The organism is Guptibacillus sedimenti (assembly GCF_028610665.1).
Taxonomy (GTDB): domain Bacteria; phylum Bacillota; class Bacilli; order Bacillales; family Guptibacillaceae; genus Guptibacillus; species Guptibacillus sedimenti.
In genome coordinates, this window is sequence record NZ_JAQQWV010000001.1 from 850,215 (window position 1) to 866,619 (window position 16,405).

Below are 16,405 nucleotides of genomic sequence, written 5' to 3' on the forward strand. Positions count from 1 at the left end.
CAAGTGAATAAATTACGTATGGGGATTATCGGGTCTGGCGGCATCGCTCAGTCCCGCCATATCCCAGCGTACCAACAGCTCTCTGAACAAGTAGAGTTGTTTGGTGTTTATGATGTCGATTATGAGAAAGCGAAGCAAGCAGCTCTCGTGTTTGCGATTCCGAATGTCTATGATGACGTTCAAGCTCTATTGAAAGAAGTAGATGCTGTAACAATTTGCACACCGAATAAATTTCATGCTGACCTTGCTGAACAGGCTCTTATTGCAGGTGTTCATGTTCTCTGTGAGAAACCAATGGCCATGACCGTAGAAGAATGTAATCGCATGATCGCAGCTGAAAAAACGTCTGGGAAAATTTTATCAATTGCGTATCATTATCGGTTTATGAAAGAACCGCGTGCCGCACGTCAACTCATTCAAGAGAATGAAATCGGAGATCCAATGGTCGCAAGAGTACAGGCTCTCCGTCGTCGAAAAGTGCCAGGCTGGGGCGTGTTTACGAATAAACAGCTTCAGGGCGGTGGTAGTTTAATTGACTATGGCTGTCACTTCCTAGATTTAAGCATGTGGTTAATGGGAAATGTGAAGCCAGTTGAAGTGACTGGCACAACCTATAATCGTCTCAGCAAAACGCCTGCGCAAGTAAATCAGTGGGGGACGTTTGATCATGAAACATTTAATGTAGATGATCATGTAACGGCATACATTCGCTTTGATAACAACGTATCCATGCTTTTTGAAACATCTTGGTCCGCTAACATTGCAGAGGACAAAGAAGCGGTGAGTATTTCTGGAAGCGATGGAGGAATTGATGTCTTTCCATTTCAATTAAATAAAGCACAGCACGGCATGCTATTAAACACGAGTAGTCAGTGGACACCTGGAGATGACGATCCAGGATTGCCTCAAGCAGCAAACTTCGTTAACAGCTGCCTTGGCCTAGAACAACCAATCGTGAAATCAGAAGAGGCGAGACGCGTTTCACAGGTCATTGAAGCCATTTATGAAAGTTGTGCCACTGGTCGAAGCATTCGACTGAATTAAAACTGAAGAGGAGTGATCCTATGAAACTAGGTGTATTTACCGTTCTATTCTCAGATAAATCATTTGAAGAAATGCTTGATCACGCGAAAGCGTCTGGACTGAAAGCGGTCGAAATTGGCACGGGGGGCTATCCAGGTGATGCGCATTGCAATCTAGATGAATTGCTCGAAAGTGAAGAAAAGCGCTCGGAATATCTTGATAAAGTTCATTCAAGAGGACTTGAGATTAGTGCATTTAGCTGTCACGGAAATCCGATTTCCCCTGATAAGCAATTTGCTAAGGAGTGCCATGATACGTTCGTTAAGACTGTGAAATTAGCATCAGCCATGAACGTTCCAGTTGTAAATACATTCTCAGGAACGCCCGGAGATAGTGAAGACGCGAAAAACCCAAACTGGCCTGTTACGCCATGGCCTGCTGAGTACTCAGATATATTGAAGTGGCAGTGGGAAGAGAAGCTAGTGCCTTATTGGAAAGAGTGGGGGCAATTCGCGAAGGATCATAATGTGAAAATTGGTCTTGAACTTCACGGCGGATTTCTTGTTCATACGCCATACACAATGCTTAAGCTTCGTGAGTTAACGTGCGATGCTGTTGGTGCAAACCTTGATCCAAGTCATATGTGGTGGCAGGGAATCGATCCAGTCGCAGCGATTAAAATTCTTGGGAAAGAAAATGCGATTCACCATTTCCATGCGAAAGATACGTATATTGATCAAGATAATGTGAACATGCATGGCTTAACCGACATGCAGCCGTATGGCGAAGTGAAAACGCGCGCCTGGACGTTTCGTTCGGTCGGCTGCGGACATAGCAATCAAGAATGGTCCCATATTATGAGTGCGCTTCGTACCTATGGCTATGACCATGTTGTTAGCATTGAACATGAAGACCCGCTTATGTCGATTAATGAAGGCTTCCAAACGGCGGTTAAGAACCTTCAGTCTGTTTTAATTGTTGAACAGCCAACGGAGATGTGGTGGGCTTAACTTTATTCAAAGAGAAACCCCGATGCTTGTTGCATCGGGGTTTTGCTTCATACTTTTATTCTGTTTCCTTTTTCCACTGCTCATCAATAAGCATTTTTCCAGGCCACGTATACGCCATAATGCCGCCATCAGCTGTAATATCTTCACCTGTTACATAAGAGCTATCGTCTGATGCTAAGAAAAGAGCAACCTTCGCCATTTCATCAGGGCGTCCAAGTCTTCCAAGCGGTGTCACCCACTTGTTGGCATCTCTAAACTTCTGACCCATTTCTTCATCCTTCGTCCCTGCGAGTTCATCGATTAATGGTGTTTCAATCGTACCAGGGGAGAGTGAGTTGACGCGAATTCCCTGTCTTGCATAATCAATCGCCATGGCTTTCGTAAAGTTTGTAATGCCACCTTTAGCCGCATTGTACCCAGAGCGATCAAGGTCAGCCGCTCGGCCTGACATCGATGACGTGTTAATAATTGAACCTCCATTATCCATCATTAGCGGTAGTAAGTATTTGCTTGTTAAGAATGTACCGCGTAGATCAACAGAAATAATACGATCAAACAATTCAACCGGATATTCGTGTACTTTACCGCCTTCCTGATCCACTCCTGCATTATTAAAGAGGACATCGATCGTGCCATATTCTTCTTTCACTTTGTTAGCGAAGCTTGTCACGCTATCCTCACTTGAAACGTCAACATGGTAGGTTTTTACGTTACCGCCGTCACTATTCAGCTTCTCAGCCGTTTTGTTCATTTCTTCCGTATTCACGTCCGCACATAATACGGTTGCACCTTCTTTTGCGAAAAGTTCGGCTGTTGCTTGTCCTATGCCAGTGGCAGCTCCTGTGATCACGGCTGTTTTATTTTGTAATCGATTCATGAGTAAATCCTCCTGCACTTGTTTTTTTGAAGTCTACTTCGGGTTTACCCACATTAAGAAGAAAATAATCATTACGAATGTGCCGATCAGAAAATAATTTTCGTGGAAAATGATGGATATGGTGTAAACTATTTGTCATATCTCATGATTTCTAGCGGTGATAAAATGACTATAGAAGGAGGGGATTGAATTGTTTACAGTAAAGATACATGAAGAGGGGTCTGGAGATCTAGAGGCCGAAACGTTTGATGTTCGCTACCAGGCAAATGTCGCTTTTAAAGAAAAAACGCTCGCTTACTCAAATCAAACAGGTCGTTACGAAATTTCGTTAAAAGAAGATTCAGGTGAAGAAATCTTGGTTACTAAAGTTGGGCTTGGATGGTAAAAACACATACATATTAAAAACCCCGTACGTTTTGTACGGGGTTTTTAACGTTTTAGTGAGAAGAATGAAAGAGGTTTTGTTTAACCGTTTTCCAATTCGGTTTTGGCGTTTCTTTTAAACTGTTATAAAGAGAATAACCAAGACCTGCAACCATAACGATGATAAAAAGAATTTGATCCATGTGTATCCTCCCTTTCGTAGGACTTACTTTTTCTTATCGAAGAGGCTTGTGCTGTGAAGCGGCTGTACCTTTGCATCAGGATCCATATAGGATTTGGCATTGTTAACAGCTGTTGGTGCTTCACCAAATCCAGAGGCGATGAGCTTTACTTTCCCATCGTATGTAGCCACATCACCAGCAGCGTAAATGCCGGGTACGTTTGTTTCCATCTTGGAATTAACCACTATTGAATTCTTTTCGATCTCGAGACCCCATTCTTTAATTGGTCCAAGAGAAGAGATGAAGCCGTAATTTACAATAACCGCGTCAACGTCTTTCGTAATTGACCCTTCGCCTTTAACCTGCTCAAGAACGACTTGATTAATACGGTCTCCGTCCCCAATAAACTCAGTAATGTTATATGGTGTTTGAACGTTAACAGAGGAGTTCATAAGCTGTTCCACACTATGCTCGTGTGCTCTGAATTTATCGCGACGGTGAATAAGCGTTACCTCTTCAGCAATTGGCTCAAGCATGTTCGCCCAATCAACAGCGGAATCTCCACCACCGGCAATCAGAACCTTTTGACCAGCAAACGCAGTAAGATCATTCACGAAATAGTGAAGGTTTTTCCCTTCATAAAGATCCGCGCCTTCTACTTTAAGACGTCGTGGTTGGAATGCGCCAACACCGGCAGTAATGATCACTGCGCGCGTATAATGCTCATCACCTGTATTTGAACGAAGATAGAGTGTACCGTCTTCTTGCGTTGACACTTCTTCAACAGACTGTTCCAACACAACGTCTGGATTAAATTGATTAGCCTGTTCAACAAGATTGTCCACAAGGTCTTGTGCCAGCACCTTTGGAAAACCGGCAACGTCATAAATGTATTTTTCAGGATAGAGCGCAGAGAGCTGCCCTCCAAGTTGAGGCATACTTTCAATTATTTTAACCTTAAGTTGGCGCATACCACCGTAGAATGCGGTGAATAAGCCAACAGGACCTCCACCAATAATCGTTATATCATAAAGTTCTTGTTGGTCTGTCATAGTCAGTCCCCCTAAAATTTAATACTCTGCTTTCATTATTATAATCATAATGAAAACGGAACTAAACCCCTAAGGTGAAAACACCTCTAGAACTTTCATTATAAAGGTTGAAAAAGGAAATAAAAAAGAATATGATTAGAATGGAGCGTCAGATTTGAAAATTTTATGACAAAGTGCGTGCTGGATCAACATTTTTTTGATCTGGAACGTGAAATACTTAACAATCTCTTTTGATTATACGAAGGATTGTTTATTTTGAACCAAGAGATTCCTTATAATCAGCGTTTATTGACGTTTCACGATAGGACTATGCAGGAAAATTAACGATATGTCCGAAAAAAATACCGATAAAAGGTGGATGTGATTCAAGTGAGTAGGCCAAAAATAGCAATTCTAGGTGCAGGGTACGGCGGAATTATGACAGCAGCTCGTCTTCAAAAAGAGATGGGATCAAATGAAGTGGAAGTAACGCTTGTGAATAAGCATGACTATCACTATCAAACGACGTGGCTTCATGAGCCAGCTGCAGGGACAATGCATCATGACAAAACGCGCATTATGATTAAAGACGTTATTGATATGAACAAAATTAAATTTATTAAAGACACAGTCGTAGAAGTTAAGCCGGACGAAAAGCGCGTTATCCTTTCAAATGGTGAACTTGAGTACGATTATCTTGTGTTAGCACTAGGCTTTGAGCCAGCTACGTTTGGTATTAAAGGTTTGAAAGAAAACGCCTTCAGTATTCGAAGCGTAAACTCTGTTCGTAAAATTCGTGAGCATATTGAATATCAGTTTGCGAGCTACAACAATGAGTCAGATCGTCGTGATGATCTTCTAACTATTATCGTTGGTGGCGCTGGATTCACTGGAATCGAATTTGTCGGTGAATTAGCCGAGCGAGTACCTGAACTTTGTAAAGAGTTCGATATCCCACGTGATCGCGTTAAGATTATTAATGTGGAAGCCTCTCCAACTGTTCTTCCAGGATTCGACGAGGAGCTTGTGGAATACGGCATGAACCTTCTTGAACGAAAAGGAGTAGAGTTCCGTACGAGTACGATGATTAAAGAAGTTACTGAAGACGGTGTCATCCTCGGTGAGAACGAAGAAGTGAAAGCTGCTACAGTTGTTTGGACTGGTGGCGTTCAAGGAAATTCGATCGTTGCTAATTCCGGTTTCGAAACAAACCGTGGTCGCGTACCTGTTCGTAAAGATCAGCGTACACCGGATTACGATAATGTTTTCGTTGTTGGAGACTGTGCGCTTCTGATTAACGAAGAAATTGATCGTCCGTTCCCTCCAACGGCTCAAGTTGCGATTCAAGCTGCTGGAGCTGTTTCTAAGAACTTATTAAACCTTGTACGTGGTAAAGAGCTTGAAAGCTTTACACCGGACATCAAAGGGACAGTTGCATCACTTGGAAAAGGCGAAGCAATTGGTAAAGTTGGAAACAAGAAACTTTATGGTAGCACAGCGTCTGCTATGAAAAAAGTGATCGATAATCGTTACCTGTTCATGCTTGGTGGACCAGGGCTTGTCTGGAAAAAAGGAAAGCTTAAATTATTTTAAGATCATCAGATAAAGAGGGCAAAGACATGATGTCTTTGCCTTTTTTCGTATCTTAAAGTCGTTTTTTTAAACGCTAGCATGAATCATTGTTTAGAAGAAAAACGATGGCTGCCGTCTTAAAGGAATGGACGACGAGCCACGTTTTTCTAATCTATTCAATCGAATAGGGGCTATGATAAATCTTATGAGCGATCGACTTTATTTATACCTGGGAGGAAGTTGTCTTGAGTAAACGAGGGAAGGTATGGCTTGCCGCTGCAGGCATCGTTGAGTATGAAGAAAAATATCTTGTTGTGATGAAGAAATATGGTGGCTTAAAAGGAAAGTGGTCCTTTCCGGCTGGGTTTGTTGATCCAGGAGAAACGGTGGACGAAGCCGCTGTAAGAGAAGTTTACGAAGAAACAGGTATTGTAGCCGAAACGATTGGAATTGCCGGTATTCGTTCCGGTGTGATTAATCACGATATTAGTGATAATTTAGTTGTTTTTCATATGAAAAGAACAGGAGGGACCGAAGTATCGGAGACGGCAGAAATTGCAACTTGTGCCTTTTTAACAAAGGAAGAGCTTCTTGCAGATCCACGAACCTCTTCGATGATCCCCTCTTTCTTAAATGGAATGGATCAGTTTATGACAGAAATGAATCCTGGTAATCAGTTTCAGTACACCACATATAAATTGATGTATCATACGCCTAAGTAGCGTAGGAGAACAAGAGTGAGCAAAATTGAATTCTATCATAATAGCTGAAATGATTTGATAATTAACGAAATAATCTGATAATAATAGATGTATCCGCTTACACAGGCTGTCAGGCAGAAATTTGGGGTTTTTCTTTTTCAACGATTCTTGATATATTATCAGAAAATTACAACAAAGGAGTGGTTGATGTGAGAAGACAACAAAATAAGGCGAAAGCTACAGACTGTCCTTATTGCCAGGGGAAGGGGTACTTTCAACTGCTTCTTGGTGGATCGGAAACTTGTGATAATTGTGGAGGTAGTGGAGCTAAACAAAATCCAACAAGCTAAGCGCTTAAAGGCGCTTAGCTTTTCTTTGATCTAGCTTCAGCGCCTACCTGCTCGAGGTCTTAAGCCAAGTATCATTGTGGCAAAGAGCGCCACATTGATACTCGTCTTAAGCTTGTCGCAGGTGAACAAGGCGCTTGCGCTTTTCTTTGATCTAGCTTCAGCGCCCAGGTCCTCGAGTCGCTTCAGTCTTTCAGTTGAACACAAAGGGCGTGTTCAATTGAAAGCCTTCCGCTTTTTAAGATCCAGCTACGACTAGCAGAAACTCCGATATTTCACTCTTTCACCAGAACACAAAAAGCGTGTTCTATTTCAAGAGTTCCAATATCTCCGTTTCTAAACGCTCGTCTTCGCTTTTCATTATCGGACCTACCAGGCCGCTTGCGCTTTTCTTGATCTAGCTTCAGCGCCTACCTGCTCGAGGTCTTAAGCCAAGTATCATTGTGGCAAAGAGCGCCACATTGATACTCGTCTTAAGCTTGTCGCAGGTGAACAAGGCGCTTCCGCTTTTCTTTGTTCACTCTCCGTTCATTGACTAAAAACGGACAATCCAGTAAACTAACAATGATTACTTGGGGGTGAAACAATGGCTATTCCACAGCTGATTATTTCGATGCTGTTGTTTATTGTTCTTTTCTTTGGGATTGGATTTCTGCTTAATATGCTCCTTCGTTCAACTTGGATCATGGCAGTTGCTTATCCTGTAATCGTTATCATGATCATTGATAACGTCTCGTTCTTTCAATATTTTTCGTCACCGGGCTCTTCTTTTAAAGCGTTAGGAACTGACCTTCTTTCTCTTGGAAGTGCCGATGCGATTATTTTATCCGCTGGCCTTGTTGGAGCAGTCTTTGCAGGTGTTGCAATTCGAATGCTTCGTGTAAGAGGATATCAAATGTTCTAAAAGCTTCGCCAATTGTTGGCAGAAGCTTTTTTTGCGTCATAGAATCCGAGTTACGGAATGAATAGCTTTTCACTTCTCTGGAAATGAATAGACCATGAGAGGAGTGGAAGATGTGCGAGTCATTCTGCTGATCGCAAAAGGTGTCGCATTTACCGGACTTTTTGCTGCAGCTTTGCTATCAACTTATTTATTATTATCTGGTCTTTCGTTAAATGATGTCTCAAAATGGCTGTTTCCTGAACAGGTCGTATTCAGTAAAGAGGATCGCTTGACGCTTGCGAAGTCCCAGGATTGGTCGCAGTATCCCGTTCACACAGTAACGGCAACTGGTTATACAGCGGGAGAAGAGTCAACGGGGAAAACGGCTGATCATCCTGCTTATGGAATTACCTTTTCAGGGGTAAAAGTGAAGCGTGATCTTTATTCCACGATTGCGGCTGATACGTCTGTATTTCCAATTGGAAGTGTTCTCTTTATTCCAGAATACGGATTTGGTGTAGTCGCGGATACAGGAAGTGCCATTATAGGGGATCGTATCGATCTATATTACGACACCGTTCATGATGTTTATAAGGAATGGGGAAAGAAAACACTGGACGTTTATCTCATTCAAAAAGGAGAGGGGACGTTAACAGAAGAAATGCTCCAAACCTTGAATGAAGAAGAATCGATGCAAGTGTTTAGACAGGAGTTAATGAGCGAAAAAGAATAGGAAAAAGCAAAACGTCGGAGAAGCGCTTCTCCGACGTTTTGCATCGTGCTATTTTTCTAGAAACATGTCTTCACCTTCAAAAGCAGGATAGCGTTCAGGATGAAGGATCGCAGCAAGTTTCACAAGCCCAGTCAATAAACGAGGGGATGGACGACAATATAACCATTCTTCAAGGACATGAATGGGGCGATCCTGAAGCTTCTCCCAGTCTGGTCGTTTTTTTACGATAGCCGGGTTCACTTTGTTTTGTCGAACCCCCACCCATGCAAGACAAATATGATCAGGTTTGCGATTCACGACGTCTGTCCAGTCTGTTTGCACGGAGGCGAGTTCCACATCTCGAAAGAGGTTCTTCGCTCCTGCTAGCTCACTTATTTCAGTTAGCCAGTTTGTTTTTCCTGGAGTGAAGATCGGTTTTGGCCACCATTCCCAATAAATTTCTGGTTTGCATGGGATTTGCTCACTAATTTCTTTGTACTGTTTCATCACTTCTCTAAAACGATTGGAAAGAGAAGCGGCTTCGTGCGCTTTATTCGTAAGTCCCCCAAGGGTAACGATATCGTTGCAAATGTCTTCAAGTGAATTGGGATTTAAGATGGTGTATGAAAGTCCAAGTTTGTCGAGACCTTCAATGTTTTTTTCCATTCCAGGCACGCTTAGAGAAGCAAGAATGAGGTCTGGCTCTAGCTCCTTCACTCGTTCTAAGTCAATTGAAAGATCTGGACCAAGCTGTGGTAGACGAGTGATTTGCTCGGGCCAGTCCGAAAAGTCATCAACTCCGACGAGCTGATCGGTTAACCCAAGGTAGGCACACAATTCAGTATTGCTAGGACATAACGAAACAATGCGCATCAAAGTCCTCCTTCTTTAAGCAAGTTGAAAAATGTAATAGAGAATTAAAGTTGAGATGATACCAAGTAAACCACCGACAAGAACTTCAATTGGCTTATGGCCAAGCAGTTCTTTTAATTCTTCAATCTTTTCTCGCTCTTGTTTTTGCTGCCAGTTTTTGGCTTCAGATACAAATCTATTAAAATTCATCACAAGCTGGTTCAAGACAATCGCTTGTTCACCGGTTTGCCTACGAACGCCTGTGGAATCAAACATCACAATAATACTGAACATCGCAGCAACGGCGAAAATAGGTGAATCCAGCCCTGTTTCAAGGCCAACTCCAGTTGCTAACGCTGTTGTGGCAGCGGAGTGAGAGCTTGGCATACCACCTGTGGCATTAAATAAGGACCAATTAATTTGTTTTGTAGCAATAAAGTAGATCGGTACTTTTAAGAACTGCGCAAACACAACACCGAATAGCGCTGCCCAGAGCGGAAAGTTTAACAAAATATCCATGAGTGACAACATCTTCCTTTCTACATGATTCCTATGAATGGTGTACCCGAAGAATTGGATGTTAAATCGAACGAATGGTGAAAAAGAGGCTGATTAAGGTGTGAATCGGACTATGTAATGCGAGAAAAACAAGCCTTTTGATATGTAAATGATCAGTTTATTATACCATATGACACTGTATTTGTAGTTGGCGTACAGCTCCAAACGGCAACGTCTTCCATTGACACAAAAATTCTTTCGTGTTAACTTATTAGTGATTTACCAAACTAAAGGATTTGTTGAAAGGTTGTTGCACGATGAATGCCGTTATTCTTGCTGTTTTAATTATGCTAGGCCTTAGCCTATTTCGTATACATGTTGTCGTCGCTCTTGTTGTCGGCGCAATCGCTGGTGGTCTGCTTGGAGGTTTATCTCTTGATGATACCATTACAGCGTTTAGTTCTGGACTTGGAGGCGGAGCTACGGTTGCATTGAGCTATGCATTGCTTGGAAGCTTTGCCGTTGGTCTTACTCGCACCGGACTACCTGAATTGATCGTAGAACGTGCCTTAAAACTCGTTAATCGACAGGGAGGCGATCGGAAGAAAGGTCTCGCAAAAGTACTTATTCTTTTTATCATTCTTTTGATTTCTTGTTTCTCACAAAACCTTGTTCCTGTACACATTGCGTTCATCCCGATTCTGATTCCACCTATTCTTCAAGTGTTAAATGAACTTGGATTGGATCGTCGGGCCGTTGCAGCCGTACTAACATTTGGTTTAACTGCACCATATATTCTTTTGCCTGCTGGATTTGGGAAAATATTTCACGAAATCCTTCAGTCAAATATGGCTGATAGCGGGATGGATATTGAACTCTCTTCGATTCCAACGGCGATGCTTTTGCCAACATCTGGCCTTGTTGTAGGTCTCGTGATTGCTGTATTTGTTTCGTACCGCAAGCCTAGAACGTATAAACAGCTTTCCATTGCTCAGGAGGATTCACCTGAAACGTATACCTATTCAAAAAGGTCGATCATCTTTGCGGCTATCGCTGTTCTCGTGACACTAGCCGTTCAAATACCAACTGAGTCTATGATCCTTGGCGCGCTATCTGGAATTATCGTTCTTTATGTAACAGGGAGTATCCGCTTATCCGAGTCAGAGGCTATTTTAACTGACGGAATGAAAATGATGGCGTTTATCGGATTTGTCATGCTTGCTGCGAATGGTTTTGCGGAAGTGTTAAGACAAACGGGAGAAGTTGAATCTCTTGTGACACAGGCGTCAGGATTAATTGGAGACAATAAAGCCTTAGCTGCCCTTCTGATGTTAATCGTTGGATTGTTTATTACAATGGGGATCGGGTCATCGTTCTCCACGATTCCAATCATCGCAGCCATTTACGTTCCACTCGCAATGGAACTTGGGTTTAGCCCGATGGCAACGATTGCGCTTGTAGGAACAGCTGCCGCACTCGGTGACGCTGGTTCTCCTGCATCTGATAGTACACTTGGACCAACGTCAGGATTAAACGCCGATGGCCAACATAATCACATATGGGACACGGTAGTGCCAACGTTTTTACACTACAACATTCCACTCATCATCTTTGGCTGGATAGCCGCGATGATATTTTAAGTAAGAAAACACGGAGAGCGATCTTCGTGTTTTTTTTCGATCATACTCCCTATTATGGTGCATTCTATAAAAAGTGAATGGAGACATTCTGTTACACTAATAGAAAAGAAGTTGAAAAGAGGTGCAGTATGTACTTTGGTAAAGAAAAGGAACAGAACAGTGATCGCACACCGCCTAATCAGCGCGTCACGACGGGATGGCCTGTTCTTCACGTTGGTAATGTTCCGTATTATGAGAAAGATTTGTCAAATTGGGACTTAAGAATAGGAGGACTAGTGGATCGTCCTACTGTGTTTTCATTTCAGGAGTTGCTTACGTTACCTGAAGCATCAAAAAGAAATGACATCCATTGTGTAACAGGATGGTCTAAATTTGATAATGAGTGGGAAGGGATTGCTACAAGGACAATTGCGGAGCATGTAGGGATTCGAAAGGAAGCAAAATTCGTTATGGTTGAAGCAGAAGAAGGATGGACAACGAACCTTCCGCTGGAGGACTTTCTTGCCGAAACAAGTTTGCTTGCCTACAAACATAACGGAGAAGTGTTAACCCCAGAACACGGATATCCATTTAGGCTAGTTATTCCACATCTGTATTTTTGGAAAAGCGCAAAGTGGATCCGGGCCATTAAATTTCGTTCGGAAAACCAGCAGGGATTTTGGGAGCGGAATGGTTATCATATGTATGGAGACCCGTGGAAAGAACAGCGCTTTGCATGGGACTAAAAAACTGCCGACCAGGCAGTTTTTTTTGCAAGAAATCCTCTTATACGATTATTTTCAAATGAAAAAATGTTTCATTTTCATTTGAAGAAACAGGGATATGCGTTTAAATGTAGAAAATATATTTATAGAAAGAATTTTGTAAGAGTAGACACCATAGCTTAACAAAAGCTGGAAGAGGATATAGGTTGATGCACTCTCCTTATCGATCATGAGAAGAAATTAATAGGAGTGATGAATTGAGTAAATTGCAGGATCATATAATGAATCATTTATCATGTGGCGTTCTGGCGATTGATCTGGATTATCGTGTCATTCAGGTGAATGAAGTGGGAGAGAATATTTTAAAAGTGAATCGGAACGAGATATTAGGTGAAAGTGTGTACGATATCTTTCCCATGGCTCCAGAAGAAGTGCGTCATGTGGAGCGAACGGTTCAAACAGGAGAAGAATATTTTATTGAAGCGATGCCCTACCAATGGGGGAAGTTCAATATGTATTTGACGGTCCAAACGAAGGTGTTAATGGATTCGAACAAAATGTATGGCGCAATGGTGGAATTTCGAGATATGACACATGTTTATAAAAAGCAAGAAGAGTTGATTGAACGAATGGAAGATATGGCCGTGAACGTTATTCCGCTCATGAATCAACTTGGACTGTTACCGATTCAACCTGTCGTGGAAGAAGTGGGCTTTCATTATCTACTTGATATCGGACTTCAAAAAGTAGCGGATATGAAGGTCAATACGCTTATTATGGACTTATCTTCTATTACATATTTAAATGACGACTTCACAGAAATGATTGCAAAGCTATGCGGCTCGTTAAATCTGCTTGGTGTGGATATTATGATTACTGGGGTTAGGCCTGAGACTGCGTTAAGGTGGGTATCATCGGGTACGGATTATATAAAAACAACCTATCATCCTCATGTACAGGCGGCTCTTTCGACATATAAAAATAGTAGATAAAAAGAGCGTTCCGAAGAGGAGGCGCTCTTTTTTTGGCTAAACAATTTCCAAGTTTTCGATGGTTGTCTTCAACGTGTTACGCTCTTTTTCAACTTCTTTTAGAGCAGATTCTACCATTTTCTTGTACAATGCGAGAATGAGTTGACCGTAGGTTGTACCTGGAACGGCCCATTTTCCATTCAATGCTTGCCACGTTGTTGCGGAGCCCCGTGTTACGAGGTCAAAGCGCGGATCCACTTTTTGGTCAAAAGCAGGAAGTGGTGACGTCGATGCATAAGCAAAAAGGTGTTGAATGTGAGCAAGAACACCGGTTGATTCATTAGGAAAAGTGGCGCCACGAACTCCGCCGCCAGTTGCGCCAATACCAGCAAAGTTATTTTGCTCAGGTTTCACGTCGCCTGTGAATCGGAAGAAATTTGTTTCATGAAGCGCCTGCGCATAAGCGATATCGCCTCGAATGTTGTACTTTTTACTATGTGACAAATACAGTTCAGCTAAATCAGGTGCTGCGGGATTAATGGTTCTTGCGTAAGCATCCATTTGTTTAGCAGTTAATACAGCATCTCCCTGTATTTTAAAGCATTTAGCTGACTTAAGAGTGACAGAAGAACTCATTGAAGCCATTCCCTCTTCAGTGAGAATAAAGGATTCAAATCCCGCTTTTGTTAGTTTTTCAACTAATGCTTCAGCATTTTCTTTTTCACTGAAGACGCCTGTCTGTATGCGATAAAATGTTTTCTTATCAATGACCGTCGTTAAAATAAATGCACTAAACCCGTTCTGAATTAATTTTGCAAGATGGATTTCAGCATTTTCACGATCACTAAAGGAGCCGGCAATCACCTTATATAATGTACTCTCAATCGGCTTGCTCTTAAATGGAAGTTTCAAGGCTGCAGCCGTAGCCTCTCCAATAACTGTTGATACATCCATGATAAAAGCAGGATTTGTTAAAAGTTTAAGATCTTTTTCATTATCTACAAAGAGTACTTCAATAAGCAAAGCGTTCATCTTCGTTTCACGCAACACGTGAAAATTTGCTCGTTTCTTACCTCGGTCTAAAATGTTGTATTTCTTTAAAATATCTTGTGCGATTCTATTGTGAATACTCGTCTGAAGTTGAACCGTCTCATTTGGGACAGTCCCATTAAAAATAAATGTTTCAAATCCACTTCCACCAGAAGCATTATTGTGAATGCTTAGGAAAAAATCTGCCTTTAATGCATTGGCAAAATCAGTTCTTTCTTTTAAGTCAAGCGTTTTATCCGTTTCTCGCGTTAAAACCACATCAACTTCGTACTCTGAAACAAGATGATCTCGAACCATGTTAGAAATCGCCAAGTTTAAATTTTTCTCCTGAACACTCCTATACGTAGCACCTGAATCTAACCCGCCATGCCCTGGATCAATGACAATTAATGTCATGATGCTCCCTCCATTATTTTTGGATACTAATAGTCTATTTACTCCAAACCATTTTGTCTGGACAAACCATAGAAATGGGAGGGAATTTATGAAAATGGGTTTTAAGGGACAAGTTCATAGAGTGGTCGCACATCCGGATCACTTGCAATATGCTCTGGATAAATGAAACCACGACCATCGTCTGGGAACGAGATGCCTGCTTTTTGATAGCATTCTTGAATAAATTCAGAACAAATGTATTTATCATTCGGGATAGATTCCAGATCGTCAATAACGACGCTAGCAAGGATTTTAAGAATTTCTTCAATATCATAGAATTTCCCTGTTAAATCGGCGCCTCTTCTTAACATCGCATTTCGTTTGATGTCGTCTAAGTCTTTTACCTGATTATGGCGAATGAGATACAGTTTTCCTTTATAAGGCTGACCTGAATTCCGATAATCATTAAAATAGTGAGAGAGAGGAACCATTCGGACACCAAAGCTTTCAACACTTTCAAGCAACATTAAGCGGTCCATCCAATGAAATAAGAGGGCGACGTGACTGAATTTCGAATTGGATACATTTTGAATGATTTTACTAACAGGATAAGATCCGCTACAAAGGAGTAGATCACCCGTTTGAATAGCGCTCCGAACAGACTGATAGTTTTTAACGGTTAAGTTAACGTAGCGATTTGCTGTCATGATTAACCTCCTTATTCATGATAACTACTCTCTTGTTAGTTAGATAGAATGAACGCTTTTCCTTCTTTTTACCAATAATTCATTCTCATGAAAAAGTTTAAGTAGTTATAGAAGAAACTATTGTATTTGGGAAACAATTGGTTCTATAGTTAATAGTGAGGTGAAGAAACATGGATTTTTTGAAAACAGTGGTGATTATCGCATTTTTGCTGATGACCGCTAACATAGTCAAACCCTTTGTAACATCTTCGAGGAAAAGAGCGGCAGTTTTTGCTGGTTTCTGGCTTCTTTTATACATAGTTGTATGGGGCATACCGGCTTTCGTCGATTCTTCATCAGGTGAATCGAGCTCTGCCGACAATAAAAAGACAGAACAGGCGGAACAAGATGAAGATGAAGCGCCTGAGGCGGTAAAAGAAGAGGAAGCACAGATTGAAGAAGAGATTGACTTTGATCCTGCTTCGATTGAGTTGATTGTAGATGCCAAATCCTTGCTCGGTTTATCCCGAGAAGAATTTGTTTCTCAATTCCCTAAGAACATTGAGGTAGATGAAAAGGACCCGCTGAAAATGACGTTTGAAAACGGAGAAGTGCTATTTAAGGATAATATCGCTACTTCCATGACGTACTTTCCTGAAGGGTTGCAATACTTAGAAGATAATCGATTGTTGCTTGCTAGTTTGGGGTTTGAGGTAGAAGAGCTACGTAAAGGTTCAAACCCATTTGAAACGCCTGTTACGCTCTACCTTATCGAAGGTTTCTCAGACGTGACGATCTATGGTACAGAAGATGGTGGAGAGGAAGCCTTGATTGAAAAGATCTACTTGAGGAAGGAATTCTACTCGACGCAAGGAGATACGGATGCCGAAGCGGAAGAGTAATAAATGGCGCTAATAGTATAAATGAA

At 41.7% G+C, this 16,405-nt stretch carries 19 protein-coding genes; 12 read left to right on the plus strand and 7 right to left on the minus strand.

Annotation, left to right across the window (positions count from 1 at the left end):
• Positions 1-3: 3 nt before the first annotated feature.
• Positions 4-1,044 carry a Gfo/Idh/MocA family protein gene (locus tag PQ578_RS04165; RefSeq protein ID WP_273832313.1) on the plus strand — a complete coding sequence of 347 codons (1,041 nt, stop codon included), beginning with the start codon at positions 4-6 and terminating at the stop codon, positions 1,042-1,044.
• A gap of 20 nt (positions 1,045-1,064) precedes the next feature.
• Positions 1,065-2,033: a sugar phosphate isomerase/epimerase family protein gene (locus PQ578_RS04170; RefSeq protein WP_273832314.1), complete on the plus strand. Its 969-nt coding sequence runs from the start codon at positions 1,065-1,067 to the stop codon at positions 2,031-2,033.
• A gap of 55 nt (positions 2,034-2,088) precedes the next feature.
• Here the strand turns inward: PQ578_RS04170 and PQ578_RS04175 are convergent, their stop codons facing one another.
• A complete protein-coding gene (locus PQ578_RS04175) occupies positions 2,089-2,910 on the minus strand; it encodes an SDR family oxidoreductase (protein ID WP_273832315.1) in 822 nt (273 codons plus the stop codon).
• A gap of 190 nt (positions 2,911-3,100) precedes the next feature.
• On the opposite strand from PQ578_RS04175, the gene PQ578_RS04180 reads away from it, so the two are divergent.
• On the plus strand, positions 3,101-3,295 hold the full coding sequence (locus PQ578_RS04180) for a hypothetical protein (protein ID WP_273832317.1): 195 nt from the start codon (positions 3,101-3,103) through the stop codon (positions 3,293-3,295).
• A gap of 52 nt (positions 3,296-3,347) precedes the next feature.
• Here the strand turns inward: PQ578_RS04180 and PQ578_RS04185 are convergent, their stop codons facing one another.
• Together PQ578_RS04185 and PQ578_RS04190 are read right to left on the minus strand one after the other, a co-directional pair.
• Positions 3,348-3,476: a hypothetical protein gene (locus tag PQ578_RS04185; RefSeq protein ID WP_255462036.1), complete on the minus strand. Its 129-nt coding sequence runs from the start codon at positions 3,474-3,476 to the stop codon at positions 3,348-3,350.
• Between the two features lie 23 nt (positions 3,477-3,499).
• Positions 3,500-4,507: an NAD(P)/FAD-dependent oxidoreductase gene (locus tag PQ578_RS04190; RefSeq protein ID WP_160920742.1), complete on the minus strand. Its 1,008-nt coding sequence runs from the start codon at positions 4,505-4,507 to the stop codon at positions 3,500-3,502.
• A gap of 369 nt (positions 4,508-4,876) precedes the next feature.
• Here PQ578_RS04190 and PQ578_RS04195 point away from each other — a divergent pair, with 369 nt between their 5' ends.
• The 5 genes from PQ578_RS04195 (at position 4,877) to PQ578_RS04215 (ending at position 8,722) form a co-directional block, all read left to right on the plus strand.
• Positions 4,877-6,079: an NAD(P)/FAD-dependent oxidoreductase gene (locus tag PQ578_RS04195; protein ID WP_098444821.1), complete on the plus strand. Its 1,203-nt coding sequence runs from the start codon at positions 4,877-4,879 to the stop codon at positions 6,077-6,079.
• A 224-nt stretch (positions 6,080-6,303) separates the two neighbouring features.
• Positions 6,304-6,780: an NUDIX domain-containing protein gene (locus tag PQ578_RS04200; RefSeq protein WP_273832318.1), complete on the plus strand. Its 477-nt coding sequence runs from the start codon at positions 6,304-6,306 to the stop codon at positions 6,778-6,780.
• Between the two features lie 188 nt (positions 6,781-6,968).
• Positions 6,969-7,109 (plus strand): YuiA family protein, encoded by a 141-nt coding sequence (locus tag PQ578_RS04205; RefSeq protein WP_160920744.1) that lies wholly within the window; start codon positions 6,969-6,971, stop codon positions 7,107-7,109.
• 583 nt (positions 7,110-7,692) lie between these two features.
• Positions 7,693-8,010 (plus strand): YuiB family protein, encoded by a 318-nt coding sequence (locus PQ578_RS04210; RefSeq protein WP_098444820.1) that lies wholly within the window; start codon positions 7,693-7,695, stop codon positions 8,008-8,010.
• A gap of 121 nt (positions 8,011-8,131) precedes the next feature.
• Positions 8,132-8,722: a 3D domain-containing protein gene (locus PQ578_RS04215; protein WP_273833263.1), complete on the plus strand. Its 591-nt coding sequence runs from the start codon at positions 8,132-8,134 to the stop codon at positions 8,720-8,722.
• A 48-nt stretch (positions 8,723-8,770) separates the two neighbouring features.
• On the opposite strand, the gene PQ578_RS04220 is transcribed toward PQ578_RS04215, so the two are convergent.
• Both PQ578_RS04220 and PQ578_RS04225 read right to left on the minus strand, forming a co-directional pair.
• Positions 8,771-9,574: a cobalamin-binding protein gene (locus PQ578_RS04220; RefSeq protein WP_273832320.1), complete on the minus strand. Its 804-nt coding sequence runs from the start codon at positions 9,572-9,574 to the stop codon at positions 8,771-8,773.
• Between the two features lie 15 nt (positions 9,575-9,589).
• Positions 9,590-10,072, minus strand: a complete 483-nt coding sequence (locus PQ578_RS04225; protein WP_224882468.1) for a divergent PAP2 family protein — start codon at positions 10,070-10,072, stop codon at positions 9,590-9,592.
• A gap of 296 nt (positions 10,073-10,368) precedes the next feature.
• Here PQ578_RS04225 and PQ578_RS04230 point away from each other — a divergent pair, with 296 nt between their 5' ends.
• The 3 genes from PQ578_RS04230 (at position 10,369) to PQ578_RS04240 (ending at position 13,387) form a co-directional block, all read left to right on the plus strand.
• Positions 10,369-11,691, plus strand: a complete 1,323-nt coding sequence (locus PQ578_RS04230) for a Na+/H+ antiporter family protein (protein WP_273832321.1) — start codon at positions 10,369-10,371, stop codon at positions 11,689-11,691.
• A gap of 128 nt (positions 11,692-11,819) precedes the next feature.
• On the plus strand, positions 11,820-12,416 hold the full coding sequence (locus PQ578_RS04235; protein WP_273832322.1) for a sulfite oxidase-like oxidoreductase: 597 nt from the start codon (positions 11,820-11,822) through the stop codon (positions 12,414-12,416).
• 236 nt (positions 12,417-12,652) lie between these two features.
• Positions 12,653-13,387: a PAS domain-containing protein gene (locus PQ578_RS04240; RefSeq protein WP_273832323.1), complete on the plus strand. Its 735-nt coding sequence runs from the start codon at positions 12,653-12,655 to the stop codon at positions 13,385-13,387.
• 36 nt (positions 13,388-13,423) lie between these two features.
• Here PQ578_RS04240 and PQ578_RS04245 read toward each other — a convergent pair whose 3' ends face one another.
• Positions 13,424-14,812 carry an N-acetylmuramoyl-L-alanine amidase gene (locus tag PQ578_RS04245; protein WP_273832324.1) on the minus strand — a complete coding sequence of 463 codons (1,389 nt, stop codon included), beginning with the start codon at positions 14,810-14,812 and terminating at the stop codon, positions 13,424-13,426.
• A 101-nt stretch (positions 14,813-14,913) separates the two neighbouring features.
• Positions 14,914-15,498: a YiiX/YebB-like N1pC/P60 family cysteine hydrolase gene (locus PQ578_RS04250; RefSeq protein WP_273832325.1), complete on the minus strand. Its 585-nt coding sequence runs from the start codon at positions 15,496-15,498 to the stop codon at positions 14,914-14,916.
• Positions 15,499-15,668: 170 nt separating this feature from the next.
• Here PQ578_RS04250 and PQ578_RS04255 point away from each other — a divergent pair, with 170 nt between their 5' ends.
• Complete coding sequence (locus PQ578_RS04255; RefSeq protein WP_273832326.1) at positions 15,669-16,379, plus strand: hypothetical protein; 711 nt, start codon at positions 15,669-15,671, stop codon at positions 16,377-16,379.
• The last annotated feature ends 26 nt before the right edge of the window (positions 16,380-16,405 follow it).